The sequence below is a fragment of the Pseudomonas sp. DCA-1 genome (assembly GCF_046523955.1).
Classification (GTDB): Bacteria; Pseudomonadota; Gammaproteobacteria; order Pseudomonadales; family Pseudomonadaceae; genus Aquipseudomonas; species Aquipseudomonas putida_Y.
Genome location: NZ_CP169881.1, coordinates 1478179 through 1503090 on the forward strand (window position 1 = coordinate 1478179; position 24912 = coordinate 1503090).

Annotated in this window: 31 protein-coding genes; 18 read left to right on the plus strand and 13 right to left on the minus strand. The window is 61.0% G+C overall.

The features are described from left to right. The first annotated feature begins 33 nt into the window (after window positions 1–33). From ACE4QZ_RS07130 to ACE4QZ_RS07140, 3 genes are read left to right on the plus strand one after another with little or no spacing between them, the layout of a single operon-like run. Window positions 34–435, plus strand: coding sequence for a hypothetical protein (locus ACE4QZ_RS07130; RefSeq protein WP_021781850.1), 402 nt, complete (start codon window positions 34–36; stop codon window positions 433–435). Next, window positions 428–1804, plus strand: a complete 1377-nt coding sequence (locus ACE4QZ_RS07135) for a class II fumarate hydratase (RefSeq protein ID WP_031321956.1) — start codon at window positions 428–430, stop codon at window positions 1802–1804. Before ACE4QZ_RS07130 ends, ACE4QZ_RS07135 begins: the two co-directional genes overlap by 8 nt. A 44-nt stretch (window positions 1805–1848) precedes the next feature. Continuing rightward, a complete protein-coding gene (locus ACE4QZ_RS07140; RefSeq protein WP_410480421.1) occupies window positions 1849–2460 on the plus strand; it encodes a superoxide dismutase in 612 nt (203 codons plus the stop codon). A gap of 112 nt (window positions 2461–2572) precedes the next feature. On the opposite strand, the gene ACE4QZ_RS07145 is transcribed toward ACE4QZ_RS07140, so the two are convergent. The 10 genes from ACE4QZ_RS07145 to ACE4QZ_RS07190 all read right to left on the minus strand — a co-directional run bounded on the left by ACE4QZ_RS07145 (window position 2573) and on the right by ACE4QZ_RS07190 (window position 9584). Then, on the minus strand, window positions 2573–2845 hold the full coding sequence (locus tag ACE4QZ_RS07145) for an HPr family phosphocarrier protein (protein WP_010952144.1): 273 nt from the start codon (window positions 2843–2845) through the stop codon (window positions 2573–2575). Window positions 2846–2864: 19 nt separating this feature from the next. Continuing rightward, complete coding sequence (gene rapZ / locus ACE4QZ_RS07150) at window positions 2865–3719, minus strand: RNase adapter RapZ (RefSeq protein ID WP_021781853.1); 855 nt, start codon at window positions 3717–3719, stop codon at window positions 2865–2867. Window positions 3720–3721: 2 nt separating this feature from the next. Further along, window positions 3722–4186 carry a PTS IIA-like nitrogen regulatory protein PtsN gene (ptsN, locus tag ACE4QZ_RS07155; protein ID WP_003255137.1) on the minus strand — a complete coding sequence of 155 codons (465 nt, stop codon included), beginning with the start codon at window positions 4184–4186 and terminating at the stop codon, window positions 3722–3724. A 12-nt stretch (window positions 4187–4198) separates the two neighbouring features. Next, a complete protein-coding gene (hpf, locus tag ACE4QZ_RS07160) occupies window positions 4199–4507 on the minus strand; it encodes a ribosome hibernation-promoting factor, HPF/YfiA family (RefSeq protein WP_003255135.1) in 309 nt (102 codons plus the stop codon). Between the two features lie 79 nt (window positions 4508–4586). Then, entirely contained in the window at window positions 4587–6080 is a 1494-nt protein-coding gene (locus tag ACE4QZ_RS07165) for an RNA polymerase factor sigma-54 (RefSeq protein ID WP_028697418.1), read from the minus strand. Between the two features lie 175 nt (window positions 6081–6255). Then, window positions 6256–6981: an LPS export ABC transporter ATP-binding protein gene (gene lptB, locus ACE4QZ_RS07170; protein WP_103463218.1), complete on the minus strand. Its 726-nt coding sequence runs from the start codon at window positions 6979–6981 to the stop codon at window positions 6256–6258. Continuing rightward, entirely contained in the window at window positions 6982–7506 is a 525-nt protein-coding gene (lptA, locus tag ACE4QZ_RS07175) for a lipopolysaccharide transport periplasmic protein LptA (protein ID WP_021781855.1), read from the minus strand. Next, window positions 7493–8065 (minus strand): LPS export ABC transporter periplasmic protein LptC, encoded by a 573-nt coding sequence (gene lptC / locus ACE4QZ_RS07180; protein WP_021781856.1) that lies wholly within the window; start codon window positions 8063–8065, stop codon window positions 7493–7495. Before lptC ends, lptA begins: the two co-directional genes overlap by 14 nt. Window positions 8066–8073: 8 nt before the next feature. Then, window positions 8074–8598, minus strand: a complete 525-nt coding sequence (locus ACE4QZ_RS07185; RefSeq protein WP_021781857.1) for a KdsC family phosphatase — start codon at window positions 8596–8598, stop codon at window positions 8074–8076. An 11-nt stretch (window positions 8599–8609) separates the two neighbouring features. Further along, the gene (locus ACE4QZ_RS07190) at window positions 8610–9584 is read right to left on the minus strand and encodes an SIS domain-containing protein (RefSeq protein ID WP_021781858.1); all 975 of its coding nucleotides are present in this window, start codon (window positions 9582–9584) and stop codon (window positions 8610–8612) included. Between the two features lie 247 nt (window positions 9585–9831). Between ACE4QZ_RS07190 and ACE4QZ_RS07195 the strand changes: the two genes are divergently transcribed. From ACE4QZ_RS07195 to hisC, 10 genes are all read left to right on the plus strand, one after another. Further along, window positions 9832–10641, plus strand: a complete 810-nt coding sequence (locus ACE4QZ_RS07195; RefSeq protein ID WP_012270662.1) for an ATP-binding cassette domain-containing protein — start codon at window positions 9832–9834, stop codon at window positions 10639–10641. Further along, window positions 10641–11438: a lipid asymmetry maintenance ABC transporter permease subunit MlaE gene (mlaE, locus tag ACE4QZ_RS07200; protein ID WP_003255125.1), complete on the plus strand. Its 798-nt coding sequence runs from the start codon at window positions 10641–10643 to the stop codon at window positions 11436–11438. Before ACE4QZ_RS07195 ends, mlaE begins: the two co-directional genes overlap by 1 nt. Continuing rightward, window positions 11438–11923, plus strand: a complete 486-nt coding sequence (gene mlaD, locus ACE4QZ_RS07205; protein WP_003255124.1) for an outer membrane lipid asymmetry maintenance protein MlaD — start codon at window positions 11438–11440, stop codon at window positions 11921–11923. Before mlaE ends, mlaD begins: the two co-directional genes overlap by 1 nt. A 9-nt stretch (window positions 11924–11932) precedes the next feature. Then, on the plus strand, window positions 11933–12580 hold the full coding sequence (locus tag ACE4QZ_RS07210; RefSeq protein WP_021781859.1) for a phospholipid-binding protein MlaC: 648 nt from the start codon (window positions 11933–11935) through the stop codon (window positions 12578–12580). Beyond that, the gene (locus ACE4QZ_RS07215; RefSeq protein ID WP_021781860.1) at window positions 12577–12879 is read left to right on the plus strand and encodes a lipid asymmetry maintenance protein MlaB; all 303 of its coding nucleotides are present in this window, start codon (window positions 12577–12579) and stop codon (window positions 12877–12879) included. The genes ACE4QZ_RS07210 and ACE4QZ_RS07215 overlap by 4 nt, the downstream gene beginning before the upstream one ends. A gap of 117 nt (window positions 12880–12996) precedes the next feature. After that, window positions 12997–13236 carry a BolA family protein gene (locus tag ACE4QZ_RS07220; protein WP_003255121.1) on the plus strand — a complete coding sequence of 80 codons (240 nt, stop codon included), beginning with the start codon at window positions 12997–12999 and terminating at the stop codon, window positions 13234–13236. Window positions 13237–13259: 23 nt separating this feature from the next. Next, on the plus strand, window positions 13260–14525 hold the full coding sequence (murA, locus tag ACE4QZ_RS07225) for a UDP-N-acetylglucosamine 1-carboxyvinyltransferase (protein WP_003255119.1): 1266 nt from the start codon (window positions 13260–13262) through the stop codon (window positions 14523–14525). 91 nt (window positions 14526–14616) lie between these two features. After that, window positions 14617–15252 (plus strand): ATP phosphoribosyltransferase, encoded by a 636-nt coding sequence (gene hisG, locus ACE4QZ_RS07230; RefSeq protein WP_021781861.1) that lies wholly within the window; start codon window positions 14617–14619, stop codon window positions 15250–15252. Window positions 15253–15546: 294 nt separating this feature from the next. Beyond that, window positions 15547–16872 carry a histidinol dehydrogenase gene (hisD, locus tag ACE4QZ_RS07235; RefSeq protein WP_021781862.1) on the plus strand — a complete coding sequence of 442 codons (1326 nt, stop codon included), beginning with the start codon at window positions 15547–15549 and terminating at the stop codon, window positions 16870–16872. 2 nt (window positions 16873–16874) lie between these two features. Then, the gene (hisC, locus tag ACE4QZ_RS07240; RefSeq protein ID WP_103463217.1) at window positions 16875–17921 is read left to right on the plus strand and encodes a histidinol-phosphate transaminase; all 1047 of its coding nucleotides are present in this window, start codon (window positions 16875–16877) and stop codon (window positions 17919–17921) included. A gap of 158 nt (window positions 17922–18079) precedes the next feature. Here hisC and ACE4QZ_RS07245 read toward each other — a convergent pair whose 3' ends face one another. Next, the gene (locus ACE4QZ_RS07245; protein ID WP_103463216.1) at window positions 18080–19264 is read right to left on the minus strand and encodes an alkaline phosphatase family protein; all 1185 of its coding nucleotides are present in this window, start codon (window positions 19262–19264) and stop codon (window positions 18080–18082) included. A 139-nt stretch (window positions 19265–19403) separates the two neighbouring features. Between ACE4QZ_RS07245 and ACE4QZ_RS07250 the strand changes: the two genes are divergently transcribed. The 4 genes from ACE4QZ_RS07250 to ACE4QZ_RS07265 all read left to right on the plus strand — a co-directional run bounded on the left by ACE4QZ_RS07250 (window position 19404) and on the right by ACE4QZ_RS07265 (window position 22267). Then, window positions 19404–20054, plus strand: coding sequence for a FadR/GntR family transcriptional regulator (locus ACE4QZ_RS07250; RefSeq protein ID WP_021781865.1), 651 nt, complete (start codon window positions 19404–19406; stop codon window positions 20052–20054). 13 nt (window positions 20055–20067) lie between these two features. Beyond that, the gene (locus tag ACE4QZ_RS07255) at window positions 20068–21348 is read left to right on the plus strand and encodes a CynX/NimT family MFS transporter (protein ID WP_028698097.1); all 1281 of its coding nucleotides are present in this window, start codon (window positions 20068–20070) and stop codon (window positions 21346–21348) included. 108 nt (window positions 21349–21456) lie between these two features. Further along, entirely contained in the window at window positions 21457–21933 is a 477-nt protein-coding gene (locus tag ACE4QZ_RS07260; protein ID WP_028698096.1) for a nuclear transport factor 2 family protein, read from the plus strand. Then, window positions 21926–22267, plus strand: a complete 342-nt coding sequence (locus ACE4QZ_RS07265; protein ID WP_080694554.1) for a GIY-YIG nuclease family protein — start codon at window positions 21926–21928, stop codon at window positions 22265–22267. Before ACE4QZ_RS07260 ends, ACE4QZ_RS07265 begins: the two co-directional genes overlap by 8 nt. Here the strand turns inward: ACE4QZ_RS07265 and yejK are convergent. Continuing rightward, complete coding sequence (gene yejK, locus ACE4QZ_RS07270) at window positions 22215–23222, minus strand: nucleoid-associated protein YejK (protein WP_021781869.1); 1008 nt, start codon at window positions 23220–23222, stop codon at window positions 22215–22217. The genes ACE4QZ_RS07265 and yejK overlap by 53 nt on opposite strands. A 370-nt stretch (window positions 23223–23592) precedes the next feature. Between yejK and ACE4QZ_RS07275 the strand changes: the two genes are divergently transcribed. Next, window positions 23593–23874: an HU family DNA-binding protein gene (locus ACE4QZ_RS07275; RefSeq protein ID WP_003255106.1), complete on the plus strand. Its 282-nt coding sequence runs from the start codon at window positions 23593–23595 to the stop codon at window positions 23872–23874. 47 nt (window positions 23875–23921) lie between these two features. Here ACE4QZ_RS07275 and rlmF read toward each other — a convergent pair whose 3' ends face one another. Further along, entirely contained in the window at window positions 23922–24875 is a 954-nt protein-coding gene (gene rlmF / locus ACE4QZ_RS07280; protein WP_021781870.1) for a 23S rRNA (adenine(1618)-N(6))-methyltransferase RlmF, read from the minus strand. Window positions 24876–24912: the final 37 nt, after the last annotated feature.

Sequence of the window (24912 nt, forward strand, 5' to 3'; positions counted from 1 at the left end):
TAATAATCAATATCATTATCCGTTAACTCGGCGATGATGTTCATGAAACCCGTCCTCCGCGAACTGCCCTACCTGGAAAACTGGCGCTGGCTCAGCCGGCGTATTCGCTGTGCGCTCGAGCCCGACGAGCCGCGCCTGATCGAGCATTACCTGGCCGAAGGCCGCTATCTGGTGTGCTGCACCGAAACCTCGTCTTGGACGGTGGCGCTGACAGCGTTTCGCCTGCTGCTGGATACCGCCTGTGATCGCATGCTGCCTTGGCATTGGCGTTGCCTGTGCCTGGATCAGGCATGGCGTCCTCTGTTGGACCTGCGCAACCTCGACCGTCAGGAACAGAACCAGCGCTGGCAGCCCTACGCCTTGCAGTTGGCCAATTGCCGCCTGCTGCCTTCGATTTCTCCCGATGAACTGATGCAAGGATTTGATGATGAGTGATACCCGTATCGAGCGTGACAGCATGGGTGAGCTGCAGGTGCCGGTTCAGGCCCTTTACGGCGCCCAGACCCAGCGCGCGGTCGACAACTTCCCGATCAGCGGCCAGCGTATGCCGGCACAGTTCATTCGTGCCTTGTTGCTGGCCAAGGCCGCTGCGGCCAAGGCCAACGTCGAACTGGCGCAACTTTCTGCCGGGCAGGGTCAGGCTATCGTCAAGGCGGTTGAGCGACTGCTGGCCGAGGATTTCATCCAGCACTTCCCTGTCGATGTGTTCCAGACCGGCTCTGGCACCAGTTCGAACATGAACGCCAACGAGGTTATCGCCACCCTGGCTTCCCATGTACTGGGTGAGGCGGTCAATGCCAATGACCACGTCAACTGTGGCCAGAGCAGCAATGACATCATCCCGACCACCATCCACGTCAGCGCTGCGCTGGCCCTGCACGAGCAGTTGCTGCCAGCCCTGACGCACTTGGTGCAGGTGATCGAGGTCAAGTCGGCACAAGTACATCAGTACGTGAAGACCGGTCGTACTCACCTGATGGACGCGATGCCGGTGCGCATGAGCCAAGTGCTGGATGGCTGGGCTGCGCAGATCAATGCTGCCAAGGCGCACATCGAAGCGATGCTGCCGCACTTGCAGGCGCTGGCCCAGGGCGGAACCGCCGTGGGTACCGGCATCAATGCCCATCCGCAGTTCGCTGTCGGTTTCGCTCGCCAGCTCAGTGGCCTGACCAAGATCGAGTTTACGCCCGGCCAGAACCTGTTCGCCCTGATCGGCTCGCAGGACACGGCCGTGGCTTTGTCTGGCCAGCTCAAGACCACCGCCGTGGCGCTGATGAAGATCGCCAACGATCTGCGCTGGATGAACTCCGGCCCGCTGGCCGGTTTGGGCGAAATCGAGCTGCAAGCTCTGCAGCCGGGCTCTTCGATCATGCCAGGCAAGGTCAACCCGGTGATCCCGGAGGCCACTGCCATGGTCGCCGCCCAAGTGATTGGCAACGACGCGACCATCGCCGTCGCGGGCCAGGCCGGTAACTTCGAGCTGAACGTGATGCTGCCGGTGATCGCTCGCAACCTGCTGGAAAGCATCGAGCTGATGGCCAATGTCAGCCGCTTGCTGGCCGACAAAGCCATCGCCAGCTTCAAGGTCAACGAAGACAAACTCAAGGAAGCCCTCGCGCGCAACCCGATCCTGGTCACTGCGTTGAATCCGATCATCGGTTACCTCAAGGCCGCCGAAATCGCCAAGACCGCCTACAAGCAGGGGCGCCCAATCATTGATGTGGCGCTGGAGCACACCGATCTGTCCCGCGATCAGCTTGAAGCGCTGCTGGACCCGGAAAAGCTCACCGCCGGGGGTATCTGACACTGCGTCACCGCCCAGAACCCATGCCTACGGAATTCACTGACATGCACCATACCTTGCCTGCATTGCCATACGCCTACGACGCGCTGGAGCCACACATTGATGCCCAGACAATGGAAATCCACCACACCAAGCATCACCAGACTTATGTCAACGGGCTCAATGCCGCCGTTGAAGGTACCAAGTGGGCCGAATGGCCGGTGGAAAAACTGATCGCTGCCGTCAAGCAACTGCCGGAAGACCTGCGTGGCGCTGTGACCAACCACGGCGGCGGGCACGCCAACCACGGCCTGTTCTGGACTGTCATGTCACCTCAGGGCGGTGGCGAGCCCGTGGGTCTGCTGGCGCAAGCTGTCACTGCCCAACTTGGCGGTTTCGAGGCTTTCAAGGAGGGTTTCACCAAAGCCGCGTTGACCCGCTTCGGCAGCGGTTGGGCCTGGCTCAGCGTAACGCCGCAAAAAATGTTGGTGGTGGAGAGCAGCGGCAACCAGGACAGCCCGCTGATGCACGGCAATGTGCCGATCCTGGGCCTGGACGTGTGGGAACACGCGTACTACCTCAAGTACCAGAATCGTCGCCCGGAATACATCGGTGCCTTCTACAACGTCATTGACTGGGTGGAAGTCGAGCGTCGCTACCTCGAAGCCCTGAAGTGAGTCGGACCGGTATGCGCTCTTGGCGAGCTTTAGGCTGTGTACAGGCTTCTGTCTGATGATGGTGATGGATGCCGCGATGTCCTGACATTGTGCAAGCGCAGGTGTGCGAGGTCTATTCGCCTTCGTCAAAGAAGTTGTTGATCAGCTCGACCAGTGCGTCCATGGCGTCGCTGTCCTGCTCGCCCTCGGTATGCAGGTGCACCTGGGTGCCTTTGCCTGCTGCCAGCATCATCACCGCCATGATGCTCTTGCCATCCACCAGCTTGTCCGGGGCGCGGCCAACCCGTACCTGGCAGGGGAAGCGGCCGGCCACCCCGACGAACTTGGCTGCCGCCCGGGCATGCAGACCCAGCTTGTTGATGATGGTGATTTCGCGGGCGGGCATCGTGGGGCGGATCCTTGGGCTAGAGGTCGCGATGGCGGACCTGGACGTTTTTCAGGGTTTGCTGCAGCTGTCGACCAAGGCGCTCGGTGATGTACACCGAACGGTGATGGCCGCCAGTGCAGCCGATGGCGATGGTTACGTAGGCGCGGTTGCTGGCAGCGAAGCGGGGCAACCATTTGAGCAGGTAGCTGGAGATGTCGTTGTACATGTCTTCGACATCCGCTTGTGCAGCCAGGTAGTCGATCACGGGTTGATCGAGGCCCGAGTGCTCACGCAGTTCTGGCTTCCAGTAGGGGTTGGGCAGGCAGCGCACGTCAAAAACCAGGTCGGCGTCAACCGGCATTCCCCGCTTGAAACCGAACGACTCGACCAGAAACGCTGTGCCAGGCTCGGGCTGGTTGAGCAGGCGCAGCTTGATCGAGTCACGCAACTGGTACAGGTTCAGGTTGGTGGTGTCGATCTTCAGGTCGGCCAGGTCGGCAATGGGTCCCAACAACTCGCTTTCCACGCGAATCGCTTCCGCGAGCGAGCGGTTGGCGTTGGTCAGAGGGTGTCGCCGGCGGGTTTCCGAGAAACGTTTGAGAAGGACCTCTTCATCGGCATCCAGGTACAACACGTCGCACTGGATGTGCCGGGCGCGGGCTTCTTCAAGCAGTTCAGGGAAGCGTATCAGGTGGCTGGGCAGGTTGCGCGCATCGATTGACACCGCCACCTTGGGCTGCAGCAAATCGGTGTTGATCAGTGCATTTTCCGCCAACTGCGGCAGCAGCCCAGCGGGCAGATTGTCGATGCAATAAAAACCGCTGTCTTCCAGGACATCGAGGGCGGTGCTCTTGCCGGAGCCGGACCGGCCGCTGACGATGATCAGGCGCATGTTCAGTGCTCGTTCTGTACGTCCAGGACAACCTGGAACAGAGCCTCATTGCTGGTGGCCGCGCGCAGCCGATCACGAACCTCCTTGCGATCGAGCATGCTGGCGATCTGACGCAATAGCTCAAGATGGGCATCGGTGGCCGCTTCGGGCACCAGCAGCACAAACAGCAGGTCCACTGGCGCGCCATCGATGGCGTCGTAATCAATAGGGGCTTCCAGGTGCAGCAGAGCGCTGACTGGAGCTGAGCATCCTTCAAGGCGGCAGTGCGGGATGGCGATGCCATTGCCGAATCCGGTAGAGCCGAGCTTTTCCCGGGCTACCAGTTTTTCGAAGACGTCCTGCATCTCCAGTTCTGGCACTTGGTCGGCGATGACAGTGGCGACCTTTTCCAGGGCGCGCTTCTTGCTGCCGCCCGGCACGTTCACGAGGGAACGGCCGGGGGTCAGGATGGTTTCAAGTCGGATCATGGATGAGGGGGATCAGCGGGCAGCTGCACCTTGCAGCAGGCTTTGCTGTTTTTCCTTGTGTTTTTTCAGTTGGCGGTCGAGCTTGTCGGCCAAGGCATCGATCGCTGCATACATGTCTTCGTGTTCGGCGTTGGCTACCACTTCGCCGCCGGGAATCTGCAGGGTCGCCTCGACCTTCTGCTGAAGCTTCTCGACTTTCATGATTACCTGCACGTTGGTGATCTTGTCGAAGTGACTCTCCACGCGGGCGAGCTTTTCAAGCACGTAATCGCGCAGTGGCTGGGTGACTTCTACATGCTGTCCACTGATATTGACTTGCATACAGCTTCTCCTTTGTTGCCCGTGCATAAAGAGGCAGGTCTTGCACCTGCCACGAAAACGCTGTGGCTCATCTCAGGGGCTACATCAGTCGCTTGCGTTCGCTCGACGGTGCGATGCCGAGGGACTCGCGGTACTTGGCGACGGTGCGACGGGCTACCTGGATGCCTTGTGCCTCCAGTAAACCAGCGATCTTGCTGTCACTCAATGGCTTTTTCTGATTTTCCGCCGCAACCAGTTTCTTGATGATCGCGCGGATCGCCGTGGACGAGCATTCTCCGCCTTCGGAGGTGCTGACATGGCTGGAGAAAAAGTATTTCAGTTCGTAGATACCGCGCGGGGTGTGCATGTATTTCTGCGTGGTAACCCGCGAGATGGTCGATTCGTGCATGCCTACTGCTTCGGCAATGTCATGCAGTACCAACGGCTTCATCGCTTCGTCGCCGTGGTCGAGGAAGCCGCGCTGGTGCTCGACGATCTGCGTGGCCACCTTCATCAGGGTTTCGTTACGGCTTTGCAGGCTCTTGATGAACCAGCGCGCTTCCTGTAGCTGGTTGCGCATGAAGGTGTTGTCGGCGCTGGTGTCGGCACGTCGCACGAAGCCGGCGTACTGCGGGTTGACGCGCAGGCGTGGGATGGCTTCCTGGTTCAGCTCTACCAGCCAACGGTCGCTGTCCTTGCGCACGATGACGTCGGGCACCACGTACTCGGGCTCGCTGGACTCGATCTGCGAACCAGGGCGCGGGTTAAGGCTTTGCACCAGTTCGATGACCTGGCGCAGCTCGTCTTCCTTGATTTTCATCCGCCGCATCAGCTGGCTGTAGTCACGGCTGCCGAGCAGGTCGATGAAATCGGTGACCAGACGCTTGGCTTCGGTCATCCACGGGGTTGTAGCGGGCAGTTGGCGCAGTTGCAGCAACAGGCATTCGCCGAGGTTGCGAGCACCGACGCCAGCCGGCTCGAACTGCTGGATGCGGTGCAGTACTGCTTCGACCTCGTCCAGCTCGATATCCAGCTCCGGGTCGAAACCGGCGCAGATTTCTTCGAGGGTGTCTTCCAGGTAGCCCTGCCCGTTGATGCTGTCGATCAGGGTGACGGCAATCAAGCGGTCGGTGTCGGACATCGGCGCCAGGTTCAACTGCCACAGCAGGTGGCTTTGCAGGCTCTCGCCGGCCGATGTGCGTGTGGTGAAGTCCCACTCGTCGTCATCGTTGCTCGGCAGGCTGCTGGCGCTGGTCTGGTAGATGTCTTCCCAGGCGGTATCGACCGGGAGCTCGTTGGGGATGCGCTCGCTCCACTCACCGTCTTCCAGGTTGTCGGCGCTGACGGCGCTTTCCTGGAAGCTGTTGTCCTGAACTTCGGCGGCCGGCTTGTTCTCGGCGTTGTCGGCCATCGGGTCGCTGTTGTCGAAGTCTTCGCCGTCTTCCTGACGTTCGAGCATCGGGTTCGACTCCAGCGCTTCCTGGATTTCCTGTTGGAGGTCCAGGGTTGAGAGCTGGAGCAGGCGGATGGCCTGTTGCAACTGAGGAGTCATCGTCAGTTGCTGGCCCATTTTTAGGACGAGCGATGGTTTCATGGCAGGGGCTTAATACCTTGTTCGCCGGCGCGCATGCGCCATCCACTACACGAGGGCGCCGGAGCGCCAGATCAAGCAAGTTTTATGCCTTAAATTGTAGCGTTTGCCTAGAGTACCGTAACAACTTTACCCGCAGTCTCACGGCTGTTAGCCAGTACTTCAGGCGCTTGCCGGGTCAGAGGCGGAACTCATGGCCCAGGTAAACTTCTTTGACCAGATCGTTTGCCAGGATGGTTTCTGCGTCGCCTTCAGCGATCAGTCGGCCATCGTTGACGATGTAAGCGGTTTCGCAGATATCCAGCGTTTCACGCACGTTGTGGTCGGTAATCAGTACACCGATACCCTTGGCCTTGAGGTGGTGGATGATCTGCTTGATGTCGCCAACCGAAATCGGGTCGACACCGGCGAACGGTTCGTCCAGCAGGATGAACTTGGGCGCTGTCGCCAGGGCGCGGGCAATCTCGACGCGGCGGCGTTCGCCACCGGACAGGCTCATGCCGAGGTTGTCGCGGATGTGGCTGATGTGGAACTCCTGCAGCAGGCTTTCCAGCTCTTTGCGGCGGCCGTCCCGGTCGAGATCCTTGCGGGTCTCGAGGATGGCCATGATGTTGTCGGCTACCGACAGCTTGCGGAAGATCGAGGCCTCCTGCGGCAGGTAGCCGATGCCGGCGCGGGCGCGGCCGTGCATGGGCTGGTGGCTCACATCGAGGTTGTCGATCAGTACTCGGCCCTGTTCGGCCTGGACCAGCCCGACAATCATGTAGAAGCAAGTGGTCTTGCCGGCGCCGTTGGGGCCGAGCAGGCCGACGATCTGGCCGCTGTCGATCGACAGGCTGACATCACGTACTACATGCCGCCCCTTGTAGCTCTTTGCCAGGTGCTGGGCTTTGAGGGTTGCCATTTACTCGGCCTTCTTCTTGGGCTGGATCACCATGTCGATACGCTGACGTGGTGTTGTCACGTTGCTACCGCGACCGGCGGTCGCCACCTGGGTCTGGGTGTTGTAGACGATCTTTTCGCCTTCGGTGGTGTTGCCTTCGTTCTCGACCTTGGCGCGGTCGGTGAGAATTACCAGGTCCTTCTGCGCCTGGTACTGGATGGTCACGCCCCAGCCTTTCATCTTGTCCGGCTTGGCTGCGCTCTGCTGCTGCTCGAAGTAGGCCAGGTTGCCCACCGAGGTCACCACATCGATGTCGCCGGAGGCGGAGCGGGTGATGGTCACGGTGTTGCCTTTGATCATCATCGAACCTTGGGTGATGATCACGTCACCGGTATAGGTGGCCACGCCTTGCTTGTCATCCAGGTGAGCCTGGTCGGCCTGGATGCGGATCGGCTGATCACGGTCATTCGGCAGTGCGAAGGCGCTCGCGCTTCCCAGTGCTGCGCTCAGGCTGAGCAAAAGGGGGAGAGTTTTAACGAGCCTCATACTGTCCTCTTACGTTAGAGAGCAGGTCCATCCTGCTTTCTTTCAAATACGCTTTCATTCCTTTGCCCGTAGTTGTGCCACCGGCGCCGTCGATTCTAACGGCTTGCTCGGTCTGCGCATATTGCTTCTGCGGGAACACGGTCATGCGTGAACTGGTAATGATGGTTTCACGCTGCTTTTCGTCGGTGCGCGCAATCCGTACGTTGTCGATCAGTTCGACCTCGGTGCCGTCCGGATTGACCTCGGCACGGGTGCTCTGCACGTGCCACGGGTATTCGGTGCCGCGGTACATGTGCAGATCCGGCGTAGTCAGCAACGTGATTTCGCTGGCCTTGAGATGCTCGACCTTGTCGGCGGTCATTTCGTACTGCAGCTTGCCGTCAGGCAGGAACTGCACACTGTGGGCGTTGATCGCATAGTAGTCGATGGCGCTTTCGTCTACCTTGGCCACCGGCTTGTCGAGGAAGCTTTCCGGGCTGACATTCCAGTAGCCGACCGCCGCCAGCAGGGCGGTAATCACTGCTAGCAGCGCAATAGTGCGGGCTTTCTTGCTGAACATGGGCAGCCTTACAGGTAATTGGCGTTGGCAGCGTCCAGGGTGCCCTGGGCCTGCATGATCAGTTCGCAGAATTCACGGGCTGCGCCTTCGCCACCGCGCGCCTGAGTCACGCCGTGGGCGTGCTGGCGAACAAACGGTGCGGCGTTGGCCACGGCCATGCCCAATGCCACCCGGCGAATGACCGGCAGGTCGGGCAGGTCATCGCCCAGGTAGGCTACTTGATCATAGCTCAGGCCCAGCTCCGCAAGCAGGCCGTCAAGCACGACCACTTTGTCCTCGCGGCCCTGGTACAGGTGCGGGATGCCGAGGTTCTTCGCCCGGCGCTCGACTACAGGGGTTTTGCGCCCGCTGATGATCGCGGTGGTCACGCCCGAGGCCATGAGCATCTTGATGCCCTGGCCGTCGAGGGTGTTGAACGTCTTGAACTCACTGCCGTCTTCGAGGAAGTACAGGCGCCCGTCGGTGAGCACGCCATCCACATCGAACACTGCCAGCTTGACGGCTTTGCCCCGTTGCATGAGGTCCTGATTCATTCCATCGCTCCTTACATTACACCGGCGCGCAGCAGGTCGTGCATGTTCAGGGCGCCGGTCGGGCGGCCCTCGCGGTCTACCACCACCAGCGCGCCGATCTTGTGGTCTTCCATGATCTTCAGGGCTTCGGCAGCGAGCATTTCGGCGCGGGCCGTTTTTCCGTGCACGGTCATCACCTGGTCGATCAGAGTGGTGTGTATGTCGATGTTGCGGTCCAGGCTGCGGCGCAGGTCGCCGTCTGTGAATACCCCGGCCAGCGTGCCGTCGGCTTCGACGATCACGGTCATGCCCAGGCCCTTACGGGACATTTCGAGCAGTGCCTCTTTGAGCAGGGTGCCGCGGGCAACCTGGGGCAACTCGTTGCCGCTGTGCATCACGTTCTCGACCTTGAGCAAAAGGCGGCGGCCCAGTGCACCACCCGGGTGCGAGAAGGCAAAGTCTTCAGCGGTGAAGCCGCGGGCCTCGAGCAGGGCGATGGCCAGGCAGTCACCCAGCACCAGCGATGCCGTGGTAGAGGAGGTAGGGGCGAGGTTCAGCGGGCAGGCCTCTTGCTCGACGCGGGCGTCGAGGTTGACCTCGGCGGCCTGGGCCAGGGGCGAGTCCGGGTTGCCGGTCAGGCTGACCAGCTTGATGCCCAGGCGTTTGATCAATGGCAGCAGGGTGACGATTTCGGCTGTGCTGCCGGAATTGGACAAGGCAAGGATGACATCATCGCGCGTGATCATGCCCATGTCGCCATGGCTGGCCTCGGCCGGGTGGACGAAAAACGCTGGCGTACCGGTGCTGGCCAAGGTGGCGGCGATCTTGTTGCCGATGTGCCCGGACTTGCCCATGCCGACCACGACGACCCGGCCCTTGCTGGTCAGAATCAGTTCGCAGGCTTTGACGAAATTGTCGTCGATGCGCGCCAAAAGGGCCTCTACGGCCTCGAGTTCCAGGCGCAGGGTGCGTTGGGCGGATTGGATCAGCTCGCTGGATTGGCTCATGTCGAAAAAGCAATGCCTGAGGAAAAGGCGACGATTATACGCGCAATGATGAAAACCCTCACCTCCTCGATTGCTGTAGCGAATACCACCAAAGCCTGTCCCGGTGCTGAACGACTGCTTGCCCGGCCTTGGGGCGGCGCTGTCAGCGGTGCTATAGTTCGCCGCTATTCGGCCTGCCGGGATGTGTGTGCCTTCCAGATGGAGGCCGGCGTCCACTAGGACGAGGCTGCATTAGCAAGGAGTCTAGATGAGTGTGGATAGCGCCTACGCGGTCGAGTTGAAGGGTGTAACCTTCAAACGTGGTTCGCGCAGCATTTTCAGCAACGTCGACATCCGCATCCCGCGCGGCAAGGTCACCGGCATCATGGGACCATCGGGTTGCGGCAAGACCACGTTGCTCCGCCTGATGGGGGCGCAACTGCGTCCCTCCAGCGGTGAAGTATGGGTGGCCGGCCAGAACCTGCCGACGCTGTCGCGCAGCGACCTGTTCGACGCCCGCAAGCAGATGGGCGTGCTGTTCCAGAGCGGCGCGTTGTTCACCGACCTCGATGTGTTCGAGAACGTCGCGTTCCCGCTGCGCGTGCATACTCAGCTGTCGGACGAAATGATCCGTGACATCGTGCTGATGAAGCTGCAGGCCGTGGGGCTGCGCGGTGCCATCGACCTGATGCCCGATGAGCTGTCCGGTGGCATGAAGCGCCGCGTGGCGCTGGCCCGGGCGATTGCCCTGGACCCGCAGATCCTCATGTACGACGAACCGTTCGTCGGCCAGGACCCGATCGCCATGGGGGTACTGGTGCGCCTGATTCGCCTGCTCAACGATGCCCTGGGCATCACCAGCATCGTGGTTTCCCATGACCTGGCAGAAACCGCCAGCATCGCCGATTACATCTACGTGGTAGGTGACGGCCAGGTGCTGGGCCAGGGGACGCCTGATGAGCTGATGGGCTCGGACAATCCACGGATCCGCCAATTCATGAAAGGCGACCCGGATGGCCCGGTTCCCTTCCACTTTCCCGCGCCTGATTACCGCGCCGACCTGCTGGGGGCGCGTTGATGCGCAGAAAATCCTTACTCGAACGTGTCCGCCTGCTGGGCCGGTCGGCAATCGACGTGCTGGCCGTGCTCGGGCGTTCGTGCCTGTTCCTGTTCCATGCGCTGGTCGGTCGCGGCGGCATTGGCGGCGGCTTCCAGCTGCTGACCAAGCAGTTGTACTCGGTGGGCGTGCTGTCACTGGCGATCGTCGTCGTGTCCGGGGTGTTCATCGGCATGGTGCTGGCGCTGCAGGGTTACAGCATTCTGACCAAGTACGGCTCGGAGCAGGCGGTAGGGCAAATGGTCGCCCTGACCCTGCTGCGTGAACTTGGCCCGGTGGTAACGGCGTTGCTGTTTGCCGGTCGTGCCGGATCCGCGCTGACCGCCGAAATCGGCAACATGAAGTCCACCGAGCAGTTGTCGAGCCTGGAAATGATCGGTGTCGATCCGCTCAAGTACATCGTTGCTCCACGCCTGTGGGCAGGTTTCATCTCGCTGCCGCTGCTGGCGCTGATCTTCAGCGTGGTCGGTATCTGGGGTGGCTCGTGGGTGGCGGTGGACTGGCTGGGCGTCTACGAGGGTTCGTTCTGGGCCAACATGCAGAACAGTGTTTCGTTCACTGACGACGTGCTCAACGGGCTGGTCAAGAGCCTGGTATTTGCTTTCGTCTCGACCTGGATCGCCGTATTCCAGGGGTACGACTGTGAGCCCACTTCAGAAGGGATCAGTCGTGCAACCACCAAGACCGTGGTCTATGCCTCGTTGGCAGTGCTGGGTCTGGACTTTATTCTGACCGCCTTGATGTTTGGAGATTTCTGATGCAAAACCGCACCCTGGAAATCGGTGTCGGCCTGTTCCTCCTGGCCGGGATCCTGGCGCTGCTGCTGCTGGCCCTGCGTGTCAGCGGGCTGTCGGCCAGCCCGACCACTGATACCTATAAAGTTTATGCGTACTTCGACAATATCGCCGGTTTGACGGTCAGAGCTAAAGTGACCATGGCCGGTGTGACCATCGGCAAGGTCACCGCCATCGATCTGGACCGTGATTCCTACACCGGTCGGGTGACGTTGCAGCTGGACAAGTCGGTCGATAACCTGCCGACCGACTCCACTGCCTCGATCCTGACCGCCGGTTTGCTTGGTGAGAAGTACATCGGCATCAGCGTGGGCGGTGAAGACGATGTCCTCAAGGATGGTTCAACCATCCATGACACTCAGTCGGCACTGGTGCTGGAGGATCTGATTGGCAAGTTCCTGCTCAACTCTGTTGGCAAGGAACCGAAAGAAGCGCAACCGGCTAATTAAGGAGTATCCATGATTTCGATCCTGCGACGTGGCCTGCTAGTGCTACTGGCGGCCTTCCCCCTGCTGGCCCTGGCTGCGCAGACACCGCACGAAGTGGTTCAGGGCACCACCAATGAACTGCTCGGCGACCTCAAGGCCAACAAGGAGCAGTACAAGTCCAACCCCAACGCCTTCTATGACTCGCTCAACCGCATTCTTGGCCCGGTGGTGGATGCTGACGGTATCTCGCGCAGCATCATGACCGTGAAGTACTCGCGCAAGGCGACCCCGGAGCAGATGCAGCGCTTCCAGGAGAACTTCAAGCGCAGCCTGATGCAGTTCTATGGCAATGCCTTGCTTGAGTACAACAACCAGGGCATCACCGTCGACCCGGCTAAGGCCGATGACGGCAAGCGCGCCAGCGTCGGCATGAAGGTCACCGGCAACAACGGTGCCGTGTACCCCGTGCAGTACACCCTGGAGAACATTGGTGGCGAGTGGAAGGTGCGTAACGTGATCGTCAACGGCATCAACATCGGCAAGCTGTTCCGTGACCAGTTCGCCGATGCCATGCAGCGCAACGGCAACGACCTGGACAAGACCATCGACGGCTGGGCCGGCGAAGTGGCCAAGGCCAAGCAGACTGCTGACAACTCGCCAGAGAAGAGCGTCAAATGAGCGAGGCTGCTGTAAGCATGGCCGAGCCGGGCGTGCTGCGTCTGGCTGGCGTGCTGGATTACCGCAGCGGCCCGGCCTTGCGCAAGCAGGGCAAGGTGCTGATCGATGGCTCGCGCGAGCCGCGACTGGTGCTTGATTGCTCGGCTGTCGAGAAGTCGTCGAGTGTCGGCCTGTCGCTGTTGCTTGCGTACATTCGTGATGCTCAGGCCACCGGCAAGGCGTGCGAGGTGCGTAGCATGCCCGACGACATGCGGGAAATTGCCGAGGTCTATGATCTCGATGAAGTGCTGGCAAGCTAGTGGCCAGGCACGGATGATGGCCCCTCGGTCAGCGAAGACTTCGTTGGGCTTCGCAGGCGAGGGGCTTTTTTGTATGATGGCCGACCCGTGCGCATCGGGCGCCGATTGAGGTTGAGCATGCAGGCCGTAGAAGTTAAGAGCTTCCTTGAAGAGAAATTGCCGGGTTCCCGGGTCGAAGTTGAAGGCGAAGGCTGCAACTTCCAGTTGAACGTGATCAGCGACGAGTTGGCTGGCCTGAGTCCGGTCAAACGCCAGCAGGCGATCTATGCTCACCTGAATCCGTGGATCGCCAATGGCAGCATCCATGCGGTAACCATGAAATTTTTCAGCAGCGCAGCCTGGGCTGAGCGCACCTGAGCCAACTTGGCGGCGAGACTCCAATGGACAAACTGATTATTACTGGCGGCGCTCGCCTTGACGGCGAGATCCGCATTTCGGGCGCGAAAAACGCAGCCCTGCCGATTCTGGCAGCGACCCTGCTGGCCGATGGCCCGGTCACCGTGGGCAACCTGCCGCACCTGCACGACATCACCACCATGATCGAGCTGTTCGGGCGCATGGGCATCGAGCCTGTAATCGACGAAAAGCTGTCGGTGGAAATCGATCCACGCACCATCAAGACCCTGGTCGCGCCGTATGAGCTGGTCAAGACCATGCGCGCTTCGATCCTGGTGCTGGGCCCGATGGTTGCCCGTTTCGGCGAAGCCGAAGTGGCTTTGCCTGGCGGTTGCGCCATTGGCTCGCGCCCGGTCGATCTGCACATCCGTGGCCTTGAGGCCATGGGGGCGAAGATCGAAGTGGAAGGCGGCTACATCAAGGCCAAGGCGCCTGAAGGCGGCCTGCGTGGCGCGCACTTCTTCTTCGACACCGTCAGCGTGACCGGTACCGAGAACATCATGATGGCCGCTGCCTTGGCCAAGGGCCGCAGCGTGTTGCAGAACGCCGCGCGTGAGCCTGAAGTGGTCGACCTGGCCAACTTCATCAACGCCATGGGCGGGAACATTCAGGGCGCAGGTACCGATACCATCACCATCGATGGTGTCGAACGACTGGATTCGGCCAACTACCGCGTGATGCCGGACCGCATCGAGACCGGTACCTACCTGGTCGCCGCTGCCGTGACCGGTGGCCGCGTCAAGGTCAAGGACACCGACCCCACCATCCTTGAAGCCGTACTGGAAAAACTCAAGGAAGCGGGTGCCGACATCAATACCGGCGAAGACTGGATCGAACTGGACATGCATGGCAAGCGGCCGAAAGCCGTCAACCTGCGTACCGCCCCGTACCCGGCGTTCCCGACCGACATGCAGGCGCAGTTTATCTCGCTGAATGCCATTGCCGAAGGCACTGGCGCGGTGATCGAGACCATCTTCGAAAACCGCTTCATGCACGTTTACGAAATGCACCGCATGGGCGCTCAGATCCAGGTCGAAGGCAACACCGCCATCGTCACTGGCGTCAAGGCGCTGAAGGGTGCCCCGGTCATGGCCACCGACCTGCGTGCTTCGGCCAGCCTGGTGCTGTCGGCGCTGGTTGCCGAAGGCGATACCCTGATCGATCGCATCTACCACATTGACCGTGGTTACGAGTGCATCGAGGAAAAACTGCAGATGCTCGGCGCGAAAATCCGCCGCGTACCGGGCTAGTACCCCGCGGGTGCAAGGACGCACCTTTTGAATTGAATGCGGCCAGGTCGATGACCTGGCCGGCAGCAGCCGCTTAAGGACCGACGTTCCAATGTTGACCATCGCGCTTTCCAAAGGCCGTATTCTCGACGATACCTTGCCGTTGCTGGCCGAGGCCGGCATCGTGCCGACCGAAAACCCGGACAAGAGCCGCAAGCTGATCATCCCCACCACGCAGGACGACGTGCGTCTGCTGATCGTGCGTGCCACCGACGTGCCGACCTACGTCGAGCATGGTGCTGCCGACCTGGGTGTGGCCGGCAAGGACGTGTTGATGGAGTACGGCGGCCAGGGTCTGTATGAGCCCCTGGACCTGCAGATTGCCCAATGCAAGCTGATGACCGCGGGCGTAGTCGGCGCAGCCGAGCCCAAGGGGCGCCTGCGCGTGGCCACCAAGTTCGTCAACGTAGCCAAGCGTTACTACGCGGAGCAAGGTCGCCAGGTCGACATCATCAAGCTGTATGGCTCGATGGAGCTGGCACCGCTGATCAACCTTGCCGACAAGATCATCGACGTGGTCGACACCGGTAACACCCTGCGTGCCAACGGCCTGGAACCCCAGGAACTGATCGCCACGATCAGCTCGCGCCTGGTGGTCAACAAAGCCTCCATGAAAATGCAGCACGCCCGCATCCAGAGCCTGATCGAGACGCTGCGCGGAGCGGTCGAATCGCGACACCGCGGCTAACGCTCTACCTGCTGCGCGCGGCCTTCGCTGTCGCGCCCGTCTATCCGCGTCATAGCCATTTTTCTCGGGTGCCCGCGCGTATGGACTGGTAGCTTGGGATTGTGCGAAAAGTCGCCGAGCGGCGATCACGCAAGAACGAAAACAGGCGAGGAACGGCCGGGGTCGCGCCCGACTTTGCTGGTTGCAAATGAGCATTCCGAGCCTGTTTTTAACGTAGCATGATCGTCGCGCAGGCACTTTTCGCACAATCCCCTAGGGCGCCTGAGCATTCGCTAATATTACGAGGCCCTCGCCATGACCGTGTCCACTGCAATTGCCCGTCTCAACGCTGCTGATCCGGATTTCGCCCGACATCTGGATCATCTGCTGAGCTGGGAAAGTGTGTCCGATGACGCGGTCAATCAGCGCGTGCTCGACATCATCAAGGCCGTGCGTGAACGCGGTGATGCGGCGCTGGTGGAATTCACCCAGCGCTTCGATGGTGTTGACGCCAAGTCGATTGACGACCTGATCCTCAATCGCGCGCGCCTGGAACTGGCGCTGACCCGTATCACTCCGGTCCAGCGCGAAGCCCTGGAAAAGGCCGCCAACCGTGTGCGCATCTATCACGAGCGGCAGAAGCAGGATTCCTGGCAGTACACCGAGGCCGACGGCACCGTGCTCGGCCAGAAGGTCACCCCGTTGGACCGCGCTGGCCTGTATGTGCCGGGCGGCAAGGCGTCGTATCCGTCGTCGGTGCTGATGAACGCCATCCCGGCCAAGGTTGCCGGCGTGGCTGAAGTGGTGATGGTGGTACCGACCCCACGGGGTGAGGTCAACGAGCTGGTGCTGGCGGCTGCCTGCATCGCCGGTGTCGACCGGGTCTTCACCGTCGGTGGTGCCCAGGCCGTGGCTGCGCTGGCCTACGGCACTGAAAGCGTGCCGCAGGTGGACAAGATCGTCGGCCCGGGCAACATCTACGTTGCCACCGCCAAACGCCACGTGTTCGGCCAGGTAGGCATCGACATGATCGCCGGCCCCTCGGAAATTCTCGTGGTGTGCGACGGTCAGACCGACCCGGACTGGATCGCCATGGACCTGTTCTCCCAGGCCGAGCACGACGAAGACGCCCAGGCCATTCTGGTCAGCCCGGATGCCGCCTTCCTCGATCGCGTGGCTGCCAGCATCGACAAGCTGATGCCAACCATGGAGCGTGCCGATATCATCGAAAAGTCGATCAACGGCCGTGGTGCGCTGATTCAGGTGCGAGATATGCAGCAGGCCATGGAAGTGGCCAACCGCATCGCACCGGAGCACCTGGAGCTGTCGGTGGCCGACCCGCAAGCCTGGCTGCCACACATTCGCCACGCTGGCGCGATCTTCATGGGCCGCCACACCAGCGAAGCGCTGGGCGATTACTGCGCTGGCCCTAACCACGTGCTGCCCACTTCAGGTACCGCGCGTTTTTCGTCGCCGCTGGGGGTGTATGACTTCCAGAAGCGTTCGTCGATCATCTTCTGCTCCGAGCAGGGCGCGTCCGAGCTGGGTCACACTGCCTCGGTCCTCGCCCGAGGCGAGTCGCTCACTGCCCACGCCCGTAGTGCCGAATACCGTATCCTGACCCAAGACAAGGGGAACTGAGCATGAGTCGATTCTGGAGCCCCTTCGTCAAGGACCTGGTGCCTTACGTGCCGGGCGAGCAACCCAAGCTGGCGCGCCTGGTCAAGCTGAACACCAACGAAAACCCCTATGGCCCATCGCCCAAGGCGCTGGAGGCCATGCGCGGCGAACTTAACGATAACCTGCGCCTGTACCCCGACCCGAACGGTGACCGCCTCAAGCAAGCAGTGGCCGAGTACTACGGCGTGACCCCGGCGCAAGTGTTTGTCGGCAACGGCTCGGACGAGGTGCTGGCGCACATCTTCCACGGCCTGTTCCAGCACGATACGCCCCTGCTGTTCCCGGACATCAGCTACAGCTTCTACCCGGTCTACTGCGGCCTTTACGGCATTGCCTTCGAACAGGTGGCGCTGGATGAGCAGTTCCAGATCCGCATCGAGGACTACAAAAAGCCTAACGCGGGCATCATCTTCCCCAACCCCAATGCGCCGACCGGTTGCCTGATGCCGTTGCAGGTGGTGGAGCAGTTGCTGCAGGCCAACCGTGATTCGGTGGTGGTGGTGGATGAGGCCTACATCGATTTCGGTGGTGAAACGGCGATCAGCCTGGTGGACCGCTACGATAACCTGCTGGTTACCCAGACGCTGTCGAAGTCGCGCTCGTTGGCGGGGCTGCGAGTTGGCCTGGCAGTCGGGCACCCGGACCTGATCGAGGCGCTGGAGCGGATCAAGAACAGTTTCAACTCCTATCCGCTGGACCGTGCAGCTATCGTCGGTGCGGCGGTGGCGTTCGACGATCGAGAGTACTTCGAGGAAACCTGCCGCAAGGTGATAGACAGCCGCGAGGCGCTGGTCGGGCAACTGCAGGCCAAGGGCTTTGAGGTACTGCCGTCGGCTGCCAACTTCATCTTCGCCCGTCACCCGCAGCAGGATGCCGGCGAGCTGGCGGCACGCTTGCGCGAGCAGGGCGTGATCGTGCGCCACTTCAAGCAGCCGCGTATTGCCCAGTTCCTGCGGATCACCATCGGTACGCCGGAAATGAACCAGGCACTGCTGGATGCGTTGAGCTGACGTGTAGGAGCGGGTTTACCCGCGAATACGGTAGCGGCGGCAACGGTGAACGGCGGGTGGAAACTGGCCAGCAGGCCCGGCCCTTTCGCGGGTGAACCCGCTCCTACGGGGATCGCGCCAGCCCTTGAGGAACGACAAAACTGTTGCTTCTCAAGGGCTTAATAGCGGCGGTCTTCGATCACAAACGGCTTGGCTGCCGGCCTGTTGCGCACTGCCGCCGGTGTACCATCAAGCACCAGTACATAATCGTTCTGCTCGTCCATGCCCTCAGGGTCGGTCCATTGCTCGTCTCTGGCCGCCACCTGGGCAACTACATGCCCATTCTTGATAATGGTCAGATAGCCATTGGCATTGCTGTTCCAGCGTAGCGATCCTTTGTTCTCGTCGGCCCGCGCCTTGCGTACGCCGGTATCACCCAGTAAAGGCGTGCCATCCAATAGCCATTCCGGCTGCAGCTTGAGGCCCATGTGGCGCAGCACCGTGGGCGCTACCGAGGTCTGCGCGGGTAGCCCGTACAGGTTGCCGGGTCCAGGCATTTCCACAGGAATGCTCAGCTCGGTCAGTTCCTGATTCAACGGTTTGTTGCTGGCGATGAAGATGCTCTTTTCCTGCTCCGAAGCGCCGCCATGGCCTTTCCCCCAATAGTCCCGGCCATGGTTGGTACTGACGAGCACCAGCCAATCTTCCTGCGGGAACATGCGACGCCGCTGGTCTACCTTGTCCAATAGCCGTCCGATCTCGCTGTCTGCCTTGCGCAACGCCTGTGCATAGCGCTCACCATAACCCGTGTGATGGCCGATTTGGTCAGGTTCATCCAGTTGAATGAACGTGAAATCAGCGGGTGTGTCGCCAAGGACCTGCAACGTACGCGCTATCACCTGTTCATCCGACAAACCACTCTCGCGTACATCGGCGTCATGGGCGTCCTCCAGCAGAAATGCTGTGTTGATGGGTGACCAGTTGACGATGCTGGAGAGGTAGGCATTGGGGTATGCCAGGCGTAGCCGCTTGAACAGGCTAGGAAACGCCGGGTTTACCCGTTGCGAGTCATCGTCCGATTCAACGCCATGCTTGTTGCTCCACACGCCGGTCAGCAAAGTGATCCAGCCAGGGCCGCTCAAGGTGGGTTGCTCGCTGGTTTTACCACTGATGCCCCCTGTGTAGGCCTTGCCGTAATACAGGCGCTGCTTCAGGTTGGTCGCATCGCCCAGTTGCAGGTATTGCTGCAATTGCACGCCGTCAAGGCCGATGAGCAAGGTTTTAGGGCGGCTCTGGTGCCGGGCCGTGTCACAGCCTGGCTGCAGGGTCAGGAACAGAAATAACAGCAAACTCGCCAGTCGCATGTAGGCACATCCTTGAAAGCACGCAACGAGGGTTGCAACAAAGTGTCATGCCCACAACTGGCAGAAATATCAGGTTGTTTACGTTTTTGCCCGCAATCCAGTAAGCTGCGTAAATTCATCGGATGATTGGTTGAGTGACATGAATACCGAGCTGAGCAAGCGCTCCCTGGTGGAGTTGGCTGTAGAGCGCATGCGCGAATGCATCGTGCAGGGCGATTGGCAGGTCGGCCAGCGCCTGCCTACCGAGCCAGAGCTTGCCTTGCAATTGGGCATTAGCCGCAACACCGTGCGTGAGGCCATGCGCGTGCTGGCGTTCAGTGGCCTGGTGGAAATTCGCCAGGGCGACGGCAGCTACCTGCGCACTGCCCAGGACCCGCTGCAGGCGGTGCGCGCGATGTCCCGATGTACGCCCGAGCAGGCCCGGGAAACACGCCATATCCTCGAGGTGGAGGCCATCGGCCTGGCGGCTCTGCGCCGTACCGATGCTGACCTGCAAGCGCTACGGGATGCCCTTGAAGGCAGTGCCGGGCACTTTCACGGCGATGTCGATGCCTATGTGGCTTGCGATCTGGTGTTCCACCAGCGGCTGGTCGATGCCGCCCACAACCCGGCATTAAGCGAGTTGTACCGTTACTTTTCCGGTGTCGTGGCTGCCGCGCTGCAACACAGTCTGGCGACCGTTCCGCGCTGCCAGGCCACGTTCGACTTGCATGGGCAGATCCTCGAGGCCATCGAGCGACGTGACGCTGAACGGGCCAAGTGCCTGAGCCGTACCCTCATTGAATCCTGACACCGAGAAGGCCATGGCTGAATCCATCACCCGTAATACCCCCTCGAACGAGCGGGATCTCGATGAGCTGCTGATCGACGCTGAAGCTGACGACGAGCAGGTCCAGCAGCAGGCTGTGGTGTTGCGGCGGCCCTGGCTGTTGCTGCTGGGCCTGGTGCTGGTGGCTTTGAACCTGCGCCCGGCATTGTCGAGCATGGCGCCGGTACTGGGCCAAGTATCTGAAGGCCTGGGCCTGAGTGCTTCGCAGGCTGGCTTGCTGACCACCTTGCCGGTGCTCTGCCTGGGCCTGTTTGCTCCCTTGGCGCCGGTGCTGGCGCGGCGCTTTGGCAGCGAGCGGGTGATTCTTGGCATCCTCGTCACCTTGGCACTTGGCCTCGTGGTACGAAGCGCCTTTGGGGCTGTCGGGGTGTTCCTCGGCAGCCTGATGGCGGGGGCCAGCATCGGCATTATCGGCGTGTTGTTGCCGGGTATCGTCAAGCGCGACTTTCCGCAGCATGCTGGCACACTGACCGGCGTATACACCATGGCATTATGCCTGGGCGCTGCCATGGCCGCGGGTGCCACCGTTCCTTTGGCCCAGCATTTCGACGGCAGCTGGGCACTAGGGTTGGGCTTCTGGGTGCTGCCGGCCTTGCTGGCCATGCTGGTGTGGCTGCCACAGGCCCGTCAGGGGCATGGCCTGCACAAGGTAGCCTATCGCGTGCGAGGCCTGTGGCGTGACCCACTGGCCTGGCAGGTGACCCTGTACATGGGCCTGCAGTCATCACTGGCTTACATCGTGTTCGGCTGGTTGCCATCGATCCTGATCGGTCGCGGCCTCAGCCCAACCGAGGCAGGGCTGGTGCTGTCAGGGTCGGTAATCGTGCAGTTGATCAGCTCGCTCAGCGCCCCTTGGCTGGCCACCCGCGGCAAGGACCAGCGGCTGGCGATCGTGGTAGTCATGTCGGGTACGCTGGCGGGGCTGTTCGGTTGCCTGTATGCGCCACTTTCCGGGTTGTGGGGGTGGGCCATTGTGCTGGGCCTGGGGCAGGGCGGTACCTTTGCCCTGGCGCTGACCTTGATCGTGCTGCGCTCGAAGGATGCCCATGTGGCGGCGAACTTGTCGAGCATGGCCCAGGGGGTGGGTTATACCCTCGCCTCAATGGGGCCATTTGCGGTGGGCCTGGTGCATGACCTGACTGGCGGCTGGGCGGCCCTGGGCTGGATTTTTGCGGTGCTGGGCGTCGGTGCCATCGTGTTCGGTCTGGGGGCCGGGCGGGCGCTGCATGTGCAGGTGACCAGCGAGAAAGTCTGAGGCCTGTTTTGCAGTACCGTCCTCTTACCCGCCAAGAGGACGGTACTGGCATAAGCCATCGGGGCAGATTATCGTGCAGCTTTCGAACCTAGGACGGACCAGCCCCCCATGAGCGATGCCAACCGCGCCCTGATCACCCGTTTCTACCAGGCCTTCCAGCGCCTGGATGCCGACGCCATGCTGGCCTGCTACAGCAACGATATCGTTTTCAGCGACCCGGTGTTCGGCACCCTGCGCGGCAAGGACGCCGGCGATATGTGGCGGATGCTCACCACCCGCGCCAAGAACTTCACCCTGACATTCGACAGCATACGCGCAGATGAGCACAGTGGCAGCGCGCATTGGGTGGCTACCTACTTGTTCAGCCAGACCGGGCGTATTGTGGTCAACGATATCCAGGCACGCTTTGTCATTCGTGATGGGCTGATTTGCCAGCATGACGACACCTTTGACCTGTGGCGCTGGTCGCGGCAAGCGCTGGGTGTTCCTGGCATGCTGCTGGGGTGGTCGCCGCTGATGCAGAACAAGGTCCGCCTGCAGGCATTCAAGGGGTTGCGCGCATTCCAGCAGGCCCAGGGTGAGTGAGGTTGTCGAACCTGCCGTTGGAAAGCCCTGGTTCGTCTATCTGGTAAGGGCAGCCAATGGCTCGTTGTATTGCGGCGTCAGCGATGATCCGCAGCGTCGGTTTGCCGCGCATCAGAAAGGGCAGGGCGCCCGCTATTTCAAGACCAGCCCGGCCCAGGCGCTGGTGTATGTGGAGCAGTGGCCGGACAAGAGCGCGGCGCTGCGCCAGGAGCGGTTGGTGAAACGGCTGCGCAAGTCGGCGAAGGAGGCATTGGTTGCCTCCTTTGGCGGCTTGGGGGAAATCAGTCCTTGCGGCGCTTCAGCTGATCCACCAAGGTTGTCGGCAGCCCCTTGATGATCAAGGTCCCCGCCGCTTCGTCATATTCCACCTTGTCCCCCAGCAGATGTGCCTCGAAGCTGATCGACAGCCCCTCGGCACGCCCGGTGAAACGGCGGAACTGGTTGAGGGTGCGTTTGTCCGCCGGGATTTCCGGCGAAAGGCCGTAGTCCTTGTTGCGGATGTGGTCGTAGAACGCTTTGGGGCGGTCCTCGTCGATCAGGCTGGACAGCTCTTCCAGTGTCACCGGCTCGCCCAGCTTGGTCTGGGTGGTGGCGTACTCGACCAGGGTCTGGGTCTTCTCGCGGGCAGATTCTTCCGGCAGGTCTTCACTTTCAACGAAATCACTGAAGGCCTTGAGCAGGGTGCGCGTTTCGCCCGGGCCGTCGACACCCTCCTGACAGCCGATGAAGTCGCGGAAGTAGTCCGACACCTTCTTGCCGTTCTTGCCCTTGATGAACGAAATGTACTGCCTGGAGTTCTGGTTGTTCTTCCACTCCGACAGGTTGATGCGTGCTGCCAGGTGCAGTTGGCCAAGGTCGAGGTGACGGGAAGGGGTCACGTCGAGCTCGGCATTCACAGCTACACCTTCGCTATGGTGCAGCAGGGCGATTGCCAGGTACTCGGTCATGCCTTGCTGATAGTGGGCAAACAGGATGTGGCCGCCGGTGGACAGGTTGGACTCTTCCATCAGCTTCTGCAGGTGCTCGACAGCCACGCGGCTGAAGGCGGTAAAATCCTTTTCTTCATCCAAGTACTGCTTCAGCCAGCCGCTCAGCGGATAGGCACCCGATTCGCCGTGGAAAAAGCCCCAGGCTTTGCCTTGCTTGGCGTTGTAGCTGTCATTGAGGTCGGCCAGCAGGTTTTCGATGGCATCGGAGGCAGCCAGTTCGGAGTCACGAGCATGCAGCACGGCGGGGCTGCCATCGGGCTTTTTGTCGATCAGGTGAACGATGCAATGACGGATTGGCATGGAATTCTCGGCGAGCTGCAAAAGTTGCCAAGTTTAACCTAGACCTGAGGTGATGCAGTGGCCGTATGTTGGCAGATATGTCTGTTGTTCGTTTTTTGTTCAGTTTTGTGTGTTTTCAGCTGAAACGCCCGAAAAACCTGCATTTAATCAAAGTGCGAAGCGGATATTTATCCATTCCTGTGGTAGTTTTGCGCGGTCTTGCGCCCCTCGTGTGGCGCAGTGCTGGCAGCTTGCTTTCGTCGTGTCGAACCAAACGCCGATTTACGTATCTACATACGCAATTGGCGCGGCCCTCCATTTAAAGGGGCTGGCCCGATAACGTCGTAGTCCGCTGCATAACCATCGAATTTGATAGGGAAGGAACACCACCATGGCATTGACCAAAGACCAACTGATTGCCGACATCGCCGAATCGATCGCCGCGCCAAAAGCCACCGCCAAGAACGCTCTGGAGCAACTGGGCCAGATCGTTGCAGACCAACTGGAAAACGGCGCTGAAATCACTCTGCCAGGCATCGGCAAGCTGAAAGTCTCCGAGCGTCCTGCCCGTACCGGCCGCAACCCTTCGACTGGCGCTGCCATCGAAATCGCTGCCAAGAAAGTCGTCAAGTTCGTTCCAGCCAAAGTGCTGACCGACGCTATCAACAAGTAATTGTTGCTTTGACGAAACCGCGCCCGGCTTGCCCGGGCGCGGTTTTTTCATGCCTGTGATTTACGCCGGGCGTGCCAGGCCTGACGTGCGGCGTCGTCATGGAAGCTCCAGGCGACCATGCGGCTCTGTTTCTGCCCCTGGCCCATCTCGATGATGCGCACGGCCTTGGCGCCGGACTTCTTCAACGCGGCCTCGATGCCCGGCAGGTTGCTGGCCTTGGACACCAGGCTGGTGAACCACAGCACCTGTCCGGCGTACTGCACGCTTTCGCCAACCAATTGGGTGACAAAGCGGATTTCCCCACCTTCGCACCACAGTTCATTGTTCTGGCCACCGAAGTTCAGCACCGGCAGCTTGCGTTTGGGGTCCTGCTTGCCAAGGTTCTTCCATTTGCGCTGGCTGCCGCGGGTGGCTTCGTCGCGTGAGGCATGAAAGGGCGGGTTGCACAAAGTCAGGTCGAAGCGCTCGCCCTCCTGCAGCAGGCCGCTGAGGATGTGCGCTCGGTTGGCCTGCTGACGCAGCGTAATGGCCTTGCCCAAACCGTTGGCCTGGATGATGGCCTTGGCCGAAGCCAAGGCCATGGGGTCGATGTCTGAGCCGAGGAAGCGCCAGCGGTAGTCGCTGTGGCCCAGCAGTGGATAGATGCAGTTGGCCCCCACGCCGATGTCCAGCGCGCGCACTTGGGGGCCCCTTGGGACGTCGCCGGCATTGTCATCGGCCAACAGGTCGGCGGCTACGTGGATGTAATCGGCACGGCCAGGAATGGGCGGGCACAGGTAATCGGCCGGGATGTCCCAGTGCTGGATGCCGTACTGGGCCTTGAGCAGTGCACGGTTGAACACGCGGACGGCTTCGGGGTTGGCAAAGTCGATGCTGGGCTTGCCGTGGGGGTTGGTGATGGTGAAACGGGCCAGATCAGGGTGGGCCTTGATCAGGCTGGGGAAGTCGTAACGACCCTGGTGGCGGTTGCGCGGGTGCAGGGTGGGTTTGTTCGGGGTCATGGCAGTGTCCAGCCCTATACGAGCGGTGGCTTGAAGA

Excerpts from the sequence above, each read along its gene's own strand:
- hpf (WP_003255135.1), bottom strand. The coding sequence starts at position 4,507 with ATGCAAGTCAATATCAGTGGACAGCATGTAGAAGTCACCCAGCCACTG.
- ACE4QZ_RS07140 (WP_410480421.1), top strand. The coding sequence starts at position 1,849 with ATGCACCATACCTTGCCTGCATTGCCATACGCCTACGACGCGCTGGAG.
- ACE4QZ_RS07135 (WP_031321956.1), top strand. The coding sequence starts at position 428 with ATGAGTGATACCCGTATCGAGCGTGACAGCATGGGTGAGCTGCAGGTG.
- rapZ (WP_021781853.1), bottom strand. The coding sequence starts at position 3,719 with ATGCGCCTGATCATCGTCAGCGGCCGGTCCGGCTCCGGCAAGAGCACC.
- mlaE (WP_003255125.1), top strand. The coding sequence starts at position 10,641 with ATGCGCAGAAAATCCTTACTCGAACGTGTCCGCCTGCTGGGCCGGTCG.
- lptA (WP_021781855.1), bottom strand. The coding sequence starts at position 7,506 with ATGAGGCTCGTTAAAACTCTCCCCCTTTTGCTCAGCCTGAGCGCAGCA.
- mlaD (WP_003255124.1), top strand. The coding sequence starts at position 11,438 with ATGCAAAACCGCACCCTGGAAATCGGTGTCGGCCTGTTCCTCCTGGCC.
- ACE4QZ_RS07215 (WP_021781860.1), top strand. The coding sequence starts at position 12,577 with ATGAGCGAGGCTGCTGTAAGCATGGCCGAGCCGGGCGTGCTGCGTCTG.
- hisD (WP_021781862.1), top strand. The coding sequence starts at position 15,547 with ATGACCGTGTCCACTGCAATTGCCCGTCTCAACGCTGCTGATCCGGAT.
- ACE4QZ_RS07220 (WP_003255121.1), top strand. The coding sequence starts at position 12,997 with ATGCAGGCCGTAGAAGTTAAGAGCTTCCTTGAAGAGAAATTGCCGGGT.
- lptB (WP_103463218.1), bottom strand. The coding sequence starts at position 6,981 with ATGGCAACCCTCAAAGCCCAGCACCTGGCAAAGAGCTACAAGGGGCGG.
- ACE4QZ_RS07165 (WP_028697418.1), bottom strand. The coding sequence starts at position 6,080 with ATGAAACCATCGCTCGTCCTAAAAATGGGCCAGCAACTGACGATGACT.
- murA (WP_003255119.1), top strand. The coding sequence starts at position 13,260 with ATGGACAAACTGATTATTACTGGCGGCGCTCGCCTTGACGGCGAGATC.
- ACE4QZ_RS07190 (WP_021781858.1), bottom strand. The coding sequence starts at position 9,584 with ATGAGCCAATCCAGCGAGCTGATCCAATCCGCCCAACGCACCCTGCGC.
- ACE4QZ_RS07130 (WP_021781850.1), top strand. The coding sequence starts at position 34 with ATGATGTTCATGAAACCCGTCCTCCGCGAACTGCCCTACCTGGAAAAC.
- ACE4QZ_RS07250 (WP_021781865.1), top strand. The coding sequence starts at position 19,404 with ATGAATACCGAGCTGAGCAAGCGCTCCCTGGTGGAGTTGGCTGTAGAG.
- hisG (WP_021781861.1), top strand. The coding sequence starts at position 14,617 with ATGTTGACCATCGCGCTTTCCAAAGGCCGTATTCTCGACGATACCTTG.
- ACE4QZ_RS07145 (WP_010952144.1), bottom strand. The coding sequence starts at position 2,845 with ATGCCCGCCCGCGAAATCACCATCATCAACAAGCTGGGTCTGCATGCC.
- ACE4QZ_RS07245 (WP_103463216.1), bottom strand. The coding sequence starts at position 19,264 with ATGCGACTGGCGAGTTTGCTGTTATTTCTGTTCCTGACCCTGCAGCCA.
- ACE4QZ_RS07185 (WP_021781857.1), bottom strand. The coding sequence starts at position 8,598 with ATGAATCAGGACCTCATGCAACGGGGCAAAGCCGTCAAGCTGGCAGTG.
- ACE4QZ_RS07195 (WP_012270662.1), top strand. The coding sequence starts at position 9,832 with ATGAGTGTGGATAGCGCCTACGCGGTCGAGTTGAAGGGTGTAACCTTC.
- yejK (WP_021781869.1), bottom strand. The coding sequence starts at position 23,222 with ATGCCAATCCGTCATTGCATCGTTCACCTGATCGACAAAAAGCCCGAT.
- ACE4QZ_RS07260 (WP_028698096.1), top strand. The coding sequence starts at position 21,457 with ATGAGCGATGCCAACCGCGCCCTGATCACCCGTTTCTACCAGGCCTTC.
- hisC (WP_103463217.1), top strand. The coding sequence starts at position 16,875 with ATGAGTCGATTCTGGAGCCCCTTCGTCAAGGACCTGGTGCCTTACGTG.
- rlmF (WP_021781870.1), bottom strand. The coding sequence starts at position 24,875 with ATGACCCCGAACAAACCCACCCTGCACCCGCGCAACCGCCACCAGGGT.
- ptsN (WP_003255137.1), bottom strand. The coding sequence starts at position 4,186 with ATGATCCGACTTGAAACCATCCTGACCCCCGGCCGTTCCCTCGTGAAC.
- ACE4QZ_RS07255 (WP_028698097.1), top strand. The coding sequence starts at position 20,068 with ATGGCTGAATCCATCACCCGTAATACCCCCTCGAACGAGCGGGATCTC.
- ACE4QZ_RS07275 (WP_003255106.1), top strand. The coding sequence starts at position 23,593 with ATGGCATTGACCAAAGACCAACTGATTGCCGACATCGCCGAATCGATC.
- lptC (WP_021781856.1), bottom strand. The coding sequence starts at position 8,065 with ATGTTCAGCAAGAAAGCCCGCACTATTGCGCTGCTAGCAGTGATTACC.
- ACE4QZ_RS07210 (WP_021781859.1), top strand. The coding sequence starts at position 11,933 with ATGATTTCGATCCTGCGACGTGGCCTGCTAGTGCTACTGGCGGCCTTC.